The 13,525-nt window shown below is 62.3% G+C and carries 10 protein-coding genes; 8 read left to right on the top strand and 2 right to left on the bottom strand.

The window, feature by feature from the left end; genetic code table 11:
• Window positions 1-14 precede the first annotated feature (14 nt).
• Together K3G63_RS03710 and K3G63_RS03705 are read left to right on the top strand one after the other, a co-directional pair.
• The gene (locus K3G63_RS03710) at window positions 15-2,330 is read left to right on the top strand and encodes a DUF5682 family protein (RefSeq protein ID WP_220612734.1); all 2,316 of its coding nucleotides are present in this window, start codon (window positions 15-17) and stop codon (window positions 2,328-2,330) included.
• 37 nt (window positions 2,331-2,367) lie between these two features.
• The gene (locus tag K3G63_RS03705) at window positions 2,368-2,931 is read left to right on the top strand and encodes a hypothetical protein (RefSeq protein ID WP_220612733.1); all 564 of its coding nucleotides are present in this window, start codon (window positions 2,368-2,370) and stop codon (window positions 2,929-2,931) included.
• Window positions 2,932-2,958: 27 nt separating this feature from the next.
• Here the strand turns inward: K3G63_RS03705 and K3G63_RS03700 are convergent, their stop codons facing one another.
• A complete protein-coding gene (locus tag K3G63_RS03700; protein ID WP_220612732.1) occupies window positions 2,959-5,568 on the bottom strand; it encodes a M1 family aminopeptidase in 2,610 nt (869 codons plus the stop codon).
• A 51-nt stretch (window positions 5,569-5,619) separates the two neighbouring features.
• On the opposite strand from K3G63_RS03700, the gene pxpB reads away from it, so the two are divergent.
• From pxpB to K3G63_RS03670, 6 genes are all read left to right on the top strand, one after another.
• Entirely contained in the window at window positions 5,620-6,363 is a 744-nt protein-coding gene (gene pxpB, locus K3G63_RS03695; RefSeq protein WP_220612731.1) for a 5-oxoprolinase subunit PxpB, read from the top strand.
• Window positions 6,353-7,360: a biotin-dependent carboxyltransferase family protein gene (locus tag K3G63_RS03690; RefSeq protein WP_220612730.1), complete on the top strand. Its 1,008-nt coding sequence runs from the start codon at window positions 6,353-6,355 to the stop codon at window positions 7,358-7,360. Before pxpB ends, K3G63_RS03690 begins: the two co-directional genes overlap by 11 nt.
• Window positions 7,357-8,136 carry a LamB/YcsF family protein gene (locus K3G63_RS03685; RefSeq protein ID WP_220612729.1) on the top strand — a complete coding sequence of 260 codons (780 nt, stop codon included), beginning with the start codon at window positions 7,357-7,359 and terminating at the stop codon, window positions 8,134-8,136. Before K3G63_RS03690 ends, K3G63_RS03685 begins: the two co-directional genes overlap by 4 nt.
• A complete protein-coding gene (locus tag K3G63_RS03680; protein ID WP_310794555.1) occupies window positions 8,133-9,323 on the top strand; it encodes a divalent metal cation transporter in 1,191 nt (396 codons plus the stop codon). Before K3G63_RS03685 ends, K3G63_RS03680 begins: the two co-directional genes overlap by 4 nt.
• Window positions 9,324-9,497: 174 nt before the next feature.
• Window positions 9,498-10,052, top strand: a complete 555-nt coding sequence (locus tag K3G63_RS03675) for a peptide deformylase (RefSeq protein ID WP_220612728.1) — start codon at window positions 9,498-9,500, stop codon at window positions 10,050-10,052.
• Window positions 10,053-10,225: 173 nt separating this feature from the next.
• Window positions 10,226-10,588: an Imm51 family immunity protein gene (locus K3G63_RS03670; RefSeq protein WP_220612727.1), complete on the top strand. Its 363-nt coding sequence runs from the start codon at window positions 10,226-10,228 to the stop codon at window positions 10,586-10,588.
• 216 nt (window positions 10,589-10,804) lie between these two features.
• On the opposite strand, the gene K3G63_RS03665 is transcribed toward K3G63_RS03670, so the two are convergent.
• Window positions 10,805-13,243 (bottom strand): zinc-dependent metalloprotease, encoded by a 2,439-nt coding sequence (locus K3G63_RS03665; protein WP_259404248.1) that lies wholly within the window; start codon window positions 13,241-13,243, stop codon window positions 10,805-10,807.
• Window positions 13,244-13,525 lie beyond the last annotated feature (282 nt).

Raw genomic sequence — 13,525 nt, 5'->3', positions numbered from 1 at the left:
GTCCTACCCCCTTTATGCCTTCCGAACTCCGCCTCTTCGGCATCCGCCACCACGGCCCCGGCAGCACCGCCAGCCTCCTGAAAGCCCTGGACGACTACCAGCCCGACATGGTGCTGCTGGAGTGCCCCGCCGATGGGGAGAAGGCCCTGGCGCTGGCTTCCACCCCGGAGCTGAAGCCGCCGGTGGCCCTGCTCATCTACAACCCCAAGCAGCACGCCCAGGCCACGTTTCTGCCCTTCGCCCACTTCTCGCCGGAGTGGCAGGCGGCGCAGTGGTGCCAGCAGCACGGCGCCCACCTGCGCTGCTTCGATCTGCCGATGACGCTGCGCTTTGCCCTCCCGGATGCCGTGGAGCACGAGCCGCTGCCCCCGGCTGAAGTAGCCGCCGAAACAACTCTCGCTCCTACCCCAGCTACCGCGCCGACGGAAGCAGAAGTACCCGCGACAAACCCAGAACCCGCCGAAGCACTAGCCCTAGAAGAAGCTCCGCTGCACCTCGACCCCATTGCCCACCTCGCTCGCCTCGATGGCTACACCGACGGAGAGCGGTGGTGGGAAGCCCGTATTGAGCATAGCGCTGGCCACGCCGATACCTTCGGGGTGGTACTGCAGATGATGACGGCACTGCGCGAGGAGCTGGCCCAACCCGAATCGGAGGAAACTTTGCTGCGGGAGGCCTACATGCGCGAAACCCTGCGCGCTACCCTCAAGCAGGGCTATCAGCGGGTGGCCGTGGTGTGCGGGGCCTGGCACGCGCCGGTGCTACGGGCCGAAGAGCTGCCTACCTACGCCAAAGACGATAAAGCCCGCCTCAAAAGCCTGAAGAAAGCGCCCACCGAAGCCACCTGGGTGCCCTGGACCTACGAGCGCCTGGCCCGACAATCGGGCTACGGGGCGGGGGTGTTGTCGCCGGCCTGGTATGAGTTGCTGTTTCAGGAGCCCCACGAGCGGGTAGTCACGCACTGGATGGTGCGGGCAGCCCACCTGTTGCGTGCCCAGCAGATAGATGCGTCGTCGGCCCACGCCATTGAGGCCGTGCGCCTGGCCGAGGCCCTGGCCGCCGTGCGCGGACTGGCCCTGCCCGGCATTGAGGAACTGGAAGAAGCAGCCGTGAGCATCTTCGGGGGTGGCTACGCCGAGGCTCTTGAGCTGGTACATCAGCAGCTGGTAATAGGCGAAGCCCTGGGTGAAGTGCCCGAAGATCTATCCGCCTCGCCCTTGCAGCAAGACCTGGCCCAGCAGCAAAAAGCCCTCCGCCTCAAGCCCGAAGCCACCCACAAAACCCTGGCCCTCGACCTGCGCAAAGACCTGGACCTGAGCCGCAGCCACCTGCTCCACCGCCTGCAGCTGCTCAGCATCCGGTGGGGCCAGCCGCAGCGCGTACAAGGCAAAAGCGGCACGTTCCACGAGGTATGGGAACTGCAGTGGCGCCCGGAAATGGTGCTGGGCGTACTGGAAGCGGGCCGTTGGGGCAATACCATTCTGGCCGCCGCCAGCGGAGCCGCCCGTCACCGCGCCGACCAGGCCACCGACTTAGGCCAGGTCAGCCAGCTGCTGGAGGAGGCATTGCGCGCCGACCTCGGCCCCGCCCTGCCCGCGCTGGTGGCCCGCCTCGAAACCCTAAGCGCCGGTACCCGCGACGTAGCCCACCTGCTCACGGCGCTGCCCCCGCTGGTAAACGTGCTGCGCTACGGCAACGTGCGCCGCACCGAAACCGCCCAGGTAGCTCAGGTAGTGCACCATTTGGTGCCGCGCCTGTGCATTTCCCTGCCCCTGGCCTGCACCGGCCTCGACCGGGACGCCGCCAGTCAGCTCCTGGAGCAAATCGAGGCCGCGCACCAAGCCATTCGCCTGCTCCCCGAAGAGGATCAACAGGCGCACTGGTACGCCGCCTTGCACCTCATTGCGCGCCAACCAGCCAGCAGTGGCCTCCTGGCCGGCGTGGCCACCCGCCTGCTTTTCGATACCCAAGAACTCGCCCCCGACGATACGGCTACCCTGCTGGGCCTGGCCCTGGCGCCCGCCCAATCCACGGACTACGCCACTGCTTGGGTTGAAGGCTTCCTGCGGGGTAGCGGGCTGCTGCTCATCCACAACCGCGCCCTCTTCGACTTGCTGGATCAGTGGCTTTCTGGCCTCGATGAAGCTGTTTTTCAGGAAACCGTACCCCTACTACGCCGCTCCTTCGCCGATTTCAGTCAGCCCGAGCGCCAGCAGGTGCTAGCGCTGGCTACAGGTGGCCCAGCCGCCACGGCGGCCCCAGAAGCGGAGTTTGACCTGGAGCGTGGGCTGCGGGTGCTACCCGTGCTGCGAGAGCTACTGGGAGTTTAGATATCGACTTGCTATTCAAATCTGATAGTAGTGACTTATGTCAAGCTTGCTCAACAGGATCTGCAGTTTTCTTCGTCCTAGTCAATCTCCATTAGAAGTACAATTGCAAATGGTGTCCATTACAGGCCGAGTTGCTTATTGTGCATCTTGCTTAGAAACCGTTTTTGCTATCAAACAGCTTCACGAATCAGAACTGGAAGCTTTGCTTGCCTGCTTATGGGATTTCACTAGCAACCCAGACTTAAGTAATTGGGAGGAACATATCGTAGAATTTCTTCCAGAAGTAGTTGCTGAAGATTCGGACAGAGAACTAAATCTTCTGTGTCAACAACAGGCTGAAAACCTGAAAAAAATATACGCCTCTCTCCCGGCTAGCTTGCTCCGCTGCATCGATAGTGCAATAGAAGTTGGGCGAGGCAATTTGTACGCTGGAATTGTTGACCACAGTGAGTATACGCTTGCGCCAACAATGCAGGTAGTCCGTTACATGTTACTTGAAGGCTACCCATTGCCTAGCATTAACAACTTTCTTCGTTCACCTTTCTCAGAGCAGAACATGCACGGCTGGGGCGTACGTGTTGATCGAACCTTCTTTCAATAAGTCACCCCTCCCGCAGATAATATAAGCCTACAACACTAGCTTTTCGGCCCGAAACACATCATCGGCGGCCTGCAGCAGCTTGGCCCGGAGCTTCGGGTTGTAGTTCGGGTGGGCGGCCAGGAAGTCGCGGATGGTGCGGGCGGCGGTGGGCGTTTGGTAGGAGCCTAGGGTAGCTTGCAGCCAGGAAGCCGGAAAGAAGATGTCGCCGGTTTGCTGGATTTCTTCGAGCAGGGCCAGGCTTTGGGGTAGGTATTTCTCGGAGGTTGCGGCTCGCAGGGGGTGGTGCAGGTAGGCCAGCGCCGAAGTCACCCAGGCCTCTTTCTCGCGGTTTTTCTCCTCGCTGAGAGAGGCAAAGAAGGCGTCGCGCGTCTGCACGTCGGGCGAGAGGGCGGGCATCAGGAACTCCATGCGCTTTTTGCGGTCGGGGTTCTGGATGCGGGTGAGTTGGCGGGGTAGTATGGGGGTAGCAGCGGGGTAGTCGCGCACAGCCAGGGCGAGGGCCAGGGCGGTGTAGTCGTCTTCGGTGAGCTTCACGCCCGCGGGGGCCTGCTGCTGGTCCCAGAGCTGGTAGAGGCGCGTTTGCGCGTCCTTGGTCAGGGCCACCGACTGGTAGGCCTTGAACAGCAGCTTCTTAGAGTTGGCGGCTGGGTTTTGCTGCATGGCTTGCCATAGCTCTTTTTCCAGGGCCGGGGCCAGACCCAAGCGCTCCGCGGGCTTTAGTAGCTTCCAATATATATCGGTCAGCTGGCCCGTTAGCAGCTTGATGTTCAACTCCTCCTTCTCCTGGGGCAGCGTCCGGCGGTACACCTCCAGCAACTGGCGCGGCGACAGCGCCCGGCCGGTGAGCATGTTCTCGTAGAGGTTTACGTAGGCGGCAGCCCGCGCCACGGGGTTCTGCAACTTGCCCAAGTTAGCGGTCAGCTGTTTATCAACCGGAAACACCCCGTAGCCCAGGCCGGTAGAGTTGAACAACATAAACGCGGGAGCGGCTTGCCCTGCCGGCTGGGGTAGCACCACCTGGCGCTGGTTCATGTTCACGGTCATCTCCTTGGTGCGGCCATCGGGGTACACCAGCAGCACCTCAAATAGCTGGGGCCACAGCCGGTCCGATTTGTCCTCGGCCTGCTGGGTAATCACCACCTCGGTGCTGGTACCGTCCTTGGTTTGCAGCTGGTAGTCGAAGACAGGGCGGCCGGGCTGGTTGACCCACACCTGGTTCCAGGCCTGCAAATCGGCGGGGGTGCGCTCGTCGAGGATCTGGATGAGGTCGGGCCAGGTGGCGTTGCCGAAACTGTATTTCCGCAGGTACTCCTGCAGGCCCTGGCGGAAAGGCTCCTCGCTCATCAGCCGCTCTAACTGCCGCATCATAATGGGCGCCTTGTGGTAGATGATGTTGCCGTAGAGCGAGCCAGCGTCCTTCAGATTATCTAGGTCCTGGCGGATGGGGTTGGCGCCAGTAGTGCGGTCTACCCCGTAGGCGGCGGGGTAGTGGTCGATGACGAATTTGAGGTCGTAGTTGGAATTGGCTACGGCCACCTGGGTGATTTTGTCGGCCATGAAGTTGGCAAACACCTCCTTCATCCACACGTCGTTAAACCACTGCATGGTCACCAAATCGCCGAACCACATGTGAGCGGTTTCGTGGGCAATGAGGTTGGAGCGACTGATTTTTTGGTCCTGGGTGGCACCTTCGTCCAGAAACAGGGTGCTGGCTTTGTAGTCGATGGCGCCTACGTGCTCCATGCCTCCGTACTGGAAGTCGGGCAGGGCCACAAAATCGAACTTGCGGAACGGGTACGGAATGGCGGTGTACTGCTCCAGAAACTTCAGCGCATCGGCATGAATCTGGAAGATGGGGTCCAGGCTCAGCCGCACTTTATCCGGGTCGGTTTCGCGGTGCAGAAACTGCATCTCCCTACCCCCCAACGTGCGCGCAACCCGCGTGAACCGGCCGGCCGCAAACGAGAACAGGTAGGTGCTGATGGTATCCGAGGGTGCGAAGCGCAAAGTCTTGCTCGTGGCCGTGGACGTGGAATCTAGCAGCGGACCGTTGGCCAGGCCTTGCCATTCGGGCGACATCGTGAGCGTGAGTTGAAAGGACGCCTTCAGATTAGGCTGGTCGAAGACCGGAAACACGGTGCGGGCGCGGTCGGGCACGAGCAGGGTGTACAGAAAGTCCTCGTTGCGGTTGAGGCTCTGGTTGCCGGCCGTAAACTCAATCTTCACCTCGTTCGGGCCGGTTTGCAGGCTGGCGGGGGGTAGCACCAGGTGCTCCTGCCGGAAGTCAATTGTCGTGGGTTTACCATTCACCGTCAGGCTTTTTAGGTGGTCGGGCTGCTCCTTGAAATCGAGCTGCACGGGCTGGCTGGCATCGGTGAGGTGAAAGCGGACGGTTTCGGTGGCGGCAATGGGCTGCTCCTTGCGCGACGGCACGAACAGATGCAGCTCATAGCCCAGGCGGGAAAGGCGTCGGGAGCGGTCCTGGGCCAGCTCCTGACTGACGCCGGGCACTACGGCAACCGGGGCTGCGGCGGGGGTAGCAGGGGTAGAAACCATGAGTTTTTTAGAGCAGGCTACCAGGCCCAGGGCCAACAAAAACACGCTGCGGCGCGCGCCGGTACTATATTGAAGCTTCATTCCGAGAGAAATTCCATCAGGTCGAACACCCAAGGTAACGCAAACCCTCCGATGGACCAGCCCCTACCCCCACCTTCCGGCCCAACGCCGGTTCAGCTCTACCCCCTCGGCGACGCGGCCGTGGTGCTGCAATTCGGCGGAAGTATCAGTGAGGCTACGCACCGCACCATTCAGGCCGTGGGCGCCAGCCTCGACGCTCACCCGTTTCCGGGGTTGCTGGAATACGTGCCGGCCTTCACTACCCTCACCGTGTACTACGACCCGTGGGTGGTGAGCCAGGCAGGCCAGCAAGACCCCTACCAACGGGTTTCGGAGTCGCTCCGGCAGCTGCTGCACCAATTGCCCGAACTACCCGCCCCTGACGCGACACCTGTGGTCGAAATTCCGGTGTGCTACGGTGGCGCTTTCGGGCCTGATCTGGACCTGCTGAGCCGCTACACCGGCCTTGCGGCGGCGGACGTCATCCGCCTGCATACCGAGCCCGAGTACCTGGTGTATATGATTGGTTTTGCGCCCGGCTTTCCCTACCTGGGCGGAATGAACGAACGGCTGGCGGCCCCGCGCAAAACTCAGCCCCGGCCCCTGGTGCCGGCGGGCGCGGTGGGTATTGCCGGTCGCCAGACCGGCATCTACTCCCTCCCCACCCCGGGCGGCTGGCAGCTGATTGGGCGCACCCCGCGCCGCCTGTTCACGCCCGAGGCCGCGTCGCCGAGCTTGCTGCAAGCGGGCCAGCGGCTGCGGTTCGTGCCCATTTCTGAAGCCGAGTACCAGCACCTGCAGGAACATGAGCTGTAGCGTTCTTCGGCCGGGCCTGCTCACCACCATTCAGGATGGCGGCCGCCGGGGCTACCGGCAGGCGGGCGTGATTGTCAGCGGCCCCATGGACAGCCTGGCCCTGCGCGTAGCCAATCTGCTGGTGAACAACCCGCCCGGAGCGGCCGGCCTGGAAATCACCTTGCTGGGGCCTACCCTCCGGTTTGAAGCTGACCACCTGCTGGCCCTGACCGGGGCCGATTTATCGGCAACCTTGGATGGCGAATTGCTACCCCTCCACCGGCCTATAGCCGTCAGGCGCGGCAGTGAGCTGGCCTTCGGGCCGGCCCGCGCGGGCTGCCGGGCCTACCTGGCTTTTTCCGGAGGACTAGCGGTGCCGACGGTGCTGGGCAGCCAATCAACCTACCTGCGGGCCGGCCTGGGTGGCCTGGAAGGGCGGGCCTTGCGGGCCGGCGACGTGCTGCCCGCTCCCGGCCCAACGCCCGCCGGGCAACGCCTGCACCAGCAGTTGCTCAGCTCACAATCAGGCCCACGCTGGGCTACTACGGCTTGGTTTCCTGATCCGGCCCTGACGCCGGGGCTGGAAGCGGCGCCGGTCATCCGGGTCCTGCGGGGGCCGGAGTATGACTTGTTCACGCCGGCCAGTCAGCGGGCTTTCTGGGAGGAAGAGTTTACTGTGACGCCGCAATCGGACCGCATGGGCTACCGGCTGGCGGGGCCAGAACTGCAGCGCCGCGCCGAGCAGGAAATTCTCTCCTCAGCCGTTACATTCGGCACCGTGCAGGTACCCGCTTCCGGCGCGCCCATCGTCTTGCTGGCTGACCATCAGACCACCGGCGGCTACCCCCGTATCGGGCAGGTCATCACCGCCGACTTTTCCCACCTGGCTCAGGTGCCGCCGGGGGGTAGGCTGCGCTTTCAGGAGGTCAGCCTCACGGAAGCGCACTACTGGTACCTGCACCAGGAAAAAACCCTTCAGCAATTCCAACGGGGCCTCGCCCTTTTCCACTATCAATGAACCAACCCTACGCTGTCGACCTGAACTGTGACATGGGGGAAAGCTTCGGCGCCTACCCCCTGGGCCACGACGAAGCCATTCTGCCCTTCGTGACTTCCGCCAACATTGCCTGCGGCTACCACGCCGGCGACCCGGCCGTAATGAAGCGTACCGTACGTTTGGCCCTGCAGCACGGGGTAGCCATTGGGGCCCACCCCGGCCTACCCGACCTGGTAGGCTTCGGACGCCGCGAAATGGCGGTTTCGCCCGAGGAAGCCTACGACATGACGGTGTACCAGCTCGGCGCACTTGCGGCTTTCGTGCGGGCTGAGGGCGGCACAGTGCACCACGTAAAGCCCCACGGCGCCCTCTATAATATGGCCGCCGTGAACCCCGCCTTAGCCGAGGCTCTGGCCGAAGCCGTGTACCATGTGCACCCCGAAGCCTGCCTGTACGGGCTGGCCGGCAGCGCCCTCATCAACGCCGGCCAAAAGCTGGGCCTGGCCACCGCCCAGGAGGTGTTCGCCGACCGTACCTACCAGCCCAACGGCACGCTTACGCCCCGCCGCCAGCCCGACGCCCTAATTACGGACGCCGATAAGGCCATCAGCCAGGTGGTGCGCATGGTGAAGGACGGGCGGGTGCGCGCCCAATCCGGCGCGGACGTCGCCATTCAGGCCGATACCGTGTGTTTGCACGGCGACGGTGCCCACGCCCTAGCGTTTGCCCAACAGATTCGGGCGCGGCTGGAGCAGGAAGGCATTGCCGTGCGCACCCATCAGCCGGTTTCCGCGTGAGGCCGGCCCGCAACTGGGGCGTGCTGCTGGGCGCCGCCTTCCTGATGGCTACCTCGGCCGTAGGGCCGGGTTTTCTCACCCAAACCACCGTTTTCACCCAGTCGTTGGGTGCCAGCTTCGGCTTCGTTATCCTGACCTCTATTCTAATTGATATTGCGGTGCAGCTCAACATCTGGCGGGTTATTGCCGTGTCGGAGCTACGCGCCCCCGACATTGCCAACCGCGTGCTGCCGGGGCTGGGCGGCTTTATTTCCCTGCTGATTCTGTTGGGCGGACTGGCCTTTAACATCGGCAACGTGGGCGGGGCCGGGCTGGGGCTGGAGGTACTCACGGGCCTGCCGGTAGCTTGGTGCGCAGTGCTGGCGGCGGCCCTGGCACTTGCTGTTTTTCTGGTGCGCGAGGCCGGGCCGCTCATGGACCGGTTTGCCCAACTGATGGGCCTAGTCATGATTCTGGCCATTATCTACGTAGCCGTGGTTACCCAACCGCCGGTAGCCGAAGCCGCCCTGCGCACTGTCGTTCCCGCTACCATCGACTACCGGGCCATTATTACCCTGGTGGGCGGTACGGTGGGCGGCTACATCACCTTTTCCGGCGGGCACCGCCTCCTCGACGCCGGTATAAAAGGCCCAACAGCCCTGCCCGAGGTATCGCGCAGCGCCATTATGGGCGTATCAGTAGCTTCCCTGATTCGGGTGCTGCTGTTTCTGGCTACGCTGGGGGTAGTAGCCCGCGGCCTGGCCATTGATGAGGGCAACCCTACGGCTTCGGTGTTTCAACTAGCTGCCGGCTCCGTGGGCTACAAGTTGTTTGGGGTGGTGATGTTCGCGGCGGCCATTACCTCCATTATCGGCTCGGCCTATACCTCTATTTCCTTTCTTAAATCGATGCTGCCGGCCGTGGCCACCCATGAAAACCGCTGGATTATCGGGTTTATCCTTTTCTCGACCCTGGTATTCGTGTGGGTAGGCAAGCCGGTGAGTGTGCTGGTCTGGGCCGGGGCCCTGAACGGCTTTATTCTGCCCATTACCTTGGGCACCCTGCTCGTGGCCGCCTATCGCCCCAGCGTCATCGGCAGCTACCGCCACCCGCTGGCCCTGACGGTATTCGGAGTGCTGGTCGTGCTCCTGATGACATGGATGAGCGGCGCCGTACTGGTAGAGCAGGTAATGGGGCCAGGGAAATAACCACGCATGCAAGTACCAACTATCCTCCGTGCATGAGCAGGAGTTGGGGACTAGCCTACCCTATGGGTGTAATAGCTTTATACCCCTTGGGATTTGCTTTTACTACCCCCTGCCCCTTTCTCAACTCAGGGAGAGAAAGCCAATTTTTACTTCTGCCTTTACCTAGAACTCCCCATGCCCATCCGCGACATTCTGCAGCTTGGCCACCCTACCCTACGTGCGGTGGCCAAACCCGTAGCCGACCCTACCTCTGCCGAAATAGCCAACCTGGTCATGGACCTGACCGACACCGTGGCCCACTGGCGCGACACCACCGGCTACGGCCGGGCCATTGCCGCGCCCCAGATTGGCGAGCTGCAGCGCGTAATTCTGCTGCGCCTGCCGGGCCGTCCGGTGTGGCCGCTTATCAACCCCAGCATCGTGGCCCACAGCCCTGAGAAACTGGTGGTCTGGGATGCCTGCCTCTCCTTCCTGTCCATCTTCATGCAGGTGGAGCGCTACTCGTGGATTCGGGTGCGCTACCAGGACCTGGCGGGCCACTGGCACGAAACCCACGCCGGCCCCGAGGACGACCTGGCCGAACTGCTCCAGCACGAAATCGACCACCTCGACGGCATCTTGTCTGTTGACCGTATGGTGGACGTGAAGTCGCTCTGCTCCCGTGAGGAGTTCGAGCGCCAGTTCAAGGCCGACAGCCCGTACGGACGTGGTGGTGAAGTTGTGAAATAGTACCCCTATTTGTCATTCTGAGCCTCAGCGAAGGACCTCTACTGCTTTGCCGCAATGGCAATTAGTTACCGTCTGTAAAGGTCCTTCGTCCTCGCTTGATGCGCGACATGCTCAGGATGACAGTTTTGTAGTCATGCACTGCTGCTTCAACCTACTACCCCTACCTTGCGCCCATGGCCAACCCCTACTATCCCTTTCTCATCTACGACCTGCAGGAGCACGCTACCCCCGAGCGCCAATACCGCATTGTAGTCGACTTATCAGAAATGGACGACTACTACGCCGTGTTCGAAAAGCACGGTTTCAGCGGCAGCGGCGCTTCCTGGGCCGAGCACATCGAAACCATTGTAGAGGAACACGCCCCGGAGCTGCTGGACCACCTGGAGCTAGCCGGCGAAGACGAAATCTTCCGCGCCTACGCCGACAGCCGCGCCGCTACGCAACAGTTCCTGCACCTCGTCCACCCCATCTTCGCCGACCTAGGCAGCCTCAACAAATACCTCAGCCAAGCCGACCCGGGCGACTTCTTTGAATAGAGCAGGTTAGTACTATAAAATTCAAGTTGCGGATTAGAGCTAGTTGTTGCTTTAATCCGCAACTAAATAATGGTCACATAAAAACTGTCATGCTGAGCGCAGCCGAAGCATCTCTACCGCTTTGTTCTCCCGTCAGAAGTTAGCCAGAGGTAGAGATGCTTCGGCTGCGCTCAGCATGACAGTTTTATATAGTCGGCGCGGTAAGCCTATGCTTCCTTAAAATCCCGCGCAGCCGTCCTCGCTACCAATGGGGGCGCCATCGGGCATGGGTAAGGCGGGGGCGGGCTGGAATTTCTCGGGGGTTTCTTCGAACTGCTGTATGGTGCGCAGGGCGGCGAATAGGGTGGCTTTGCGGTTCTCATCTTTGTTCGATTTCACCTCTTTTTGCAGCCAGGTTTTCAGCTCGTCCACTTTCATAGTGGTCAGGGCCTTTACGCCGGTGGGCGCTTGTGGGGTAGCGGCCAGGGTCAACAGGCGGTTCAGGGTGAGCGTGTTCACTAGGCGCTGCAGCTCGCCAGGGTAGCCGGCTTCGGGCTTAGCCTGCCAGGTCTGCTTTATTAGTCGGTCGAGGACGGCGGCCAGACCAAGCTGCTCTTGGTGGCGGGCGTGGTACTCTTCGAGGCGGGCGGCGCGCTGGGGGTTCAGCAGAAACTCCAGGGTAGTAGCTGCCGCCGATTCGGCCGCGCCGGTGGGGTCGAAGGTCAGGCCGGTGCGGGCGCTGAAGGTTTCGCGGGTGCGCGGGTAGTTCACGGGGCGGGGCGGAATCTTAGCCAGCAGCTCTTCCGACAGGGCCAGCTCACGGGGCGAAATCGTGCGCATGAGCGCATCGAAGGCTTTCCACTGCTCGGCGGGTTCTACCAGGCGCGTTACGGTCTGGCCGTCGCCTTTCACGGCGTAGGTGTAGTAGAGGCCGCCGAGCACCTTGGAGGTGGCTTCTACCTGGTAGCGCTGCAGCAGGTACATGGGCACGAGCACTTCTTCCAGGGTAGCCATGGGCTGGTTGGGAGCAATGGCTTTTTCGGAGAAGCGGTCCAGCACGGCCCGGCGCACATCCATCACGTGATTCAGCTCATCGGCGGCGCTGGTGCCGTTGTCCCAGAGGTGGGCCAGCGGGTGGGCCCCGCCCTGGGCCCGGGCGTCGGCATCGGCCATGAACACGTAGCCATCCTGGAGGGTCTGGGTGATGATGTTCTTGAGCGCGGCGGCTTCATCGGCCTGCGGGCCAAAATCCTGGTAGCCGTAGAGAATGGCGCGCTTATCCCAAGTGCCGATTTCGGTGGTGTAGGCCTCGCTCAGGTCCACGGTGCCATCGGGGCGGAGTTTGAGGCGGGGCACGGGATAGTCCATCACCGACGACCGGTCCCGGGTGCTGGCAGCGTAGTTGTGGTAGAGGCCCAGAGTGTGGCCTACCTCGTGGGCCGCCAGCTGGCGCAGGCGGGCCATGCTTACGCGCAGCATTTCGGGGCTGGTGGGCTTGCCGTCCTCGTAAGGTTGCAGCAGCCCTTCGGCAATCAGGTAGTCCTGCCGCTCGCGCAAGGAGCCCAACGACACCTGTCCCTTGAGGATTTCGCCGGTGCGTGGGTCTACGATGGAGGAGCCGTACGACCAGCCGCGGGAGGAGCGGTGAATCCACTGAATCAGGTTGTAGCGGATGTCCATGGGGTCCACGCCTTCGGGGAGCATCTTCACCTGAAAGGCGTTGCGGTAGCCGGCTGCCTCGAAGGCCTGGTTCCACCACGCGGCCCCTTCCAGCAGAGCCGAGCGCACGGGCTCGGGCGTGCCCCGGTCGAGGTAGTACACGATGGGCTCCACCGGCTCACTCACGGCCGCGGTGGGGTCTTTCTTCTGGAGGCGGTGCCGCACAATCTGCCGCTTCTGAATGGGCTGGTCGATGGGCGCGGCGTAGTCCATGTATTCGTTGGCGAAGTAGCCAGCCCGCGGGTCGAAGGCGCGGGGCTTATAGCCAGCATCCGGCAGCTGAATGAAGGAGTGGTGCAGGTGCACCGTTACGGCGCTGGGGTCGGGCGTGACGGAGTTGATTTCGCGGCCTTTGCCCTTGCCCGTAAGCGTCACCACGGCTTCAAACTCGGTGTTCTGCGGAAACGACTTGGTGTTGGGCAGAAACACCGCCGAGCGGCTTTCCTCAGCCTTATAGGAGCCCTGCTTCAGGTCCTCGAGCTTGTCGGCGAGCTGATGGGAGTCGCGCAGCAGAAAAGGCGTCAGATCAATCAGCACCCGGTTTCCCTCCTGGGCTTCGGCCTTGAAACCCCAGAGCACCGACTGGGCAAAGGAATTCTCCACCGACTGCCGCTCCTCGGCGTTGGGGCTCACGGCCCGGAAATCGTAATTCGGTTGCAGCAGCAGCACCTTCGGGCCGCTCTTCATAAACTTCACAATGCGCGTCTGCCCGATCTGGCCGCGGTCCAGGCCCAGGTCGTTGGAGCCCACCCCGTTGGGTAGCGTGCTAACGTAGAGAATTTCCTGGTCGAGCTTGTCGATTTCCAGCAGCACCCGGCCCGTTTTCTCGTCCCAGTAAAACGGGAAAAAGCCCGGCGACTTTTGCATGCCTTTGGTTTTCTCGGCCAGGCTTTGGGCCGAAACCAGATGGGAGCTAACGAACAGGGAGCCAACCAGGAGCGAGTAGAGTTTTTTCATGCAGCGCGGAGAGGTAGTGAAGATGGCGGAAGGTAGCGAGGGATGCGCAGTATTCAGCAAAGGCCGCCGCAAGTGGTGCGCAGAACTCGTATTTTCTGCTCAGCAGCTAGCCGCCCGGAGCTACCCCCGCTTTGCGACTTTCAGCCTAATCGTTTGGCCCGACCGTCATGTCGAGCCTACCCAGTCACCTCGCGTACCCGCGTTGAACATCATTCCGAGCGCAGTCGAGACATCTCGCGTGCTGATGGTGGGCTAGTAATCAGACGTCAGCACGCGAGATGT

The sequence above is a fragment of the Hymenobacter sp. HSC-4F20 genome, assembly GCF_019599275.1.
Classification (GTDB): Bacteria; Bacteroidota; Bacteroidia; order Cytophagales; family Hymenobacteraceae; genus Hymenobacter.
Note: the sequence above shows the minus strand (reverse complement) of the source record. Positions and strands in the feature narration are given on the sequence as shown.

Excerpts from the sequence above, each read along its gene's own strand:
- K3G63_RS03700 (WP_220612732.1), bottom strand. The coding sequence starts at position 5,568 with ATGAAGCTTCAATATAGTACCGGCGCGCGCCGCAGCGTGTTTTTGTTG.
- K3G63_RS03670 (WP_220612727.1), top strand. The coding sequence starts at position 10,226 with ATGGCCAACCCCTACTATCCCTTTCTCATCTACGACCTGCAGGAGCAC.
- K3G63_RS03675 (WP_220612728.1), top strand. The coding sequence starts at position 9,498 with ATGCCCATCCGCGACATTCTGCAGCTTGGCCACCCTACCCTACGTGCG.
- K3G63_RS03705 (WP_220612733.1), top strand. The coding sequence starts at position 2,368 with ATGTCAAGCTTGCTCAACAGGATCTGCAGTTTTCTTCGTCCTAGTCAA.
- K3G63_RS03665 (WP_259404248.1), bottom strand. The coding sequence starts at position 13,243 with ATGAAAAAACTCTACTCGCTCCTGGTTGGCTCCCTGTTCGTTAGCTCC.
- K3G63_RS03690 (WP_220612730.1), top strand. The coding sequence starts at position 6,353 with ATGAGCTGTAGCGTTCTTCGGCCGGGCCTGCTCACCACCATTCAGGAT.
- pxpB (WP_220612731.1), top strand. The coding sequence starts at position 5,620 with ATGGACCAGCCCCTACCCCCACCTTCCGGCCCAACGCCGGTTCAGCTC.
- K3G63_RS03685 (WP_220612729.1), top strand. The coding sequence starts at position 7,357 with ATGAACCAACCCTACGCTGTCGACCTGAACTGTGACATGGGGGAAAGC.
- K3G63_RS03710 (WP_220612734.1), top strand. The coding sequence starts at position 15 with ATGCCTTCCGAACTCCGCCTCTTCGGCATCCGCCACCACGGCCCCGGC.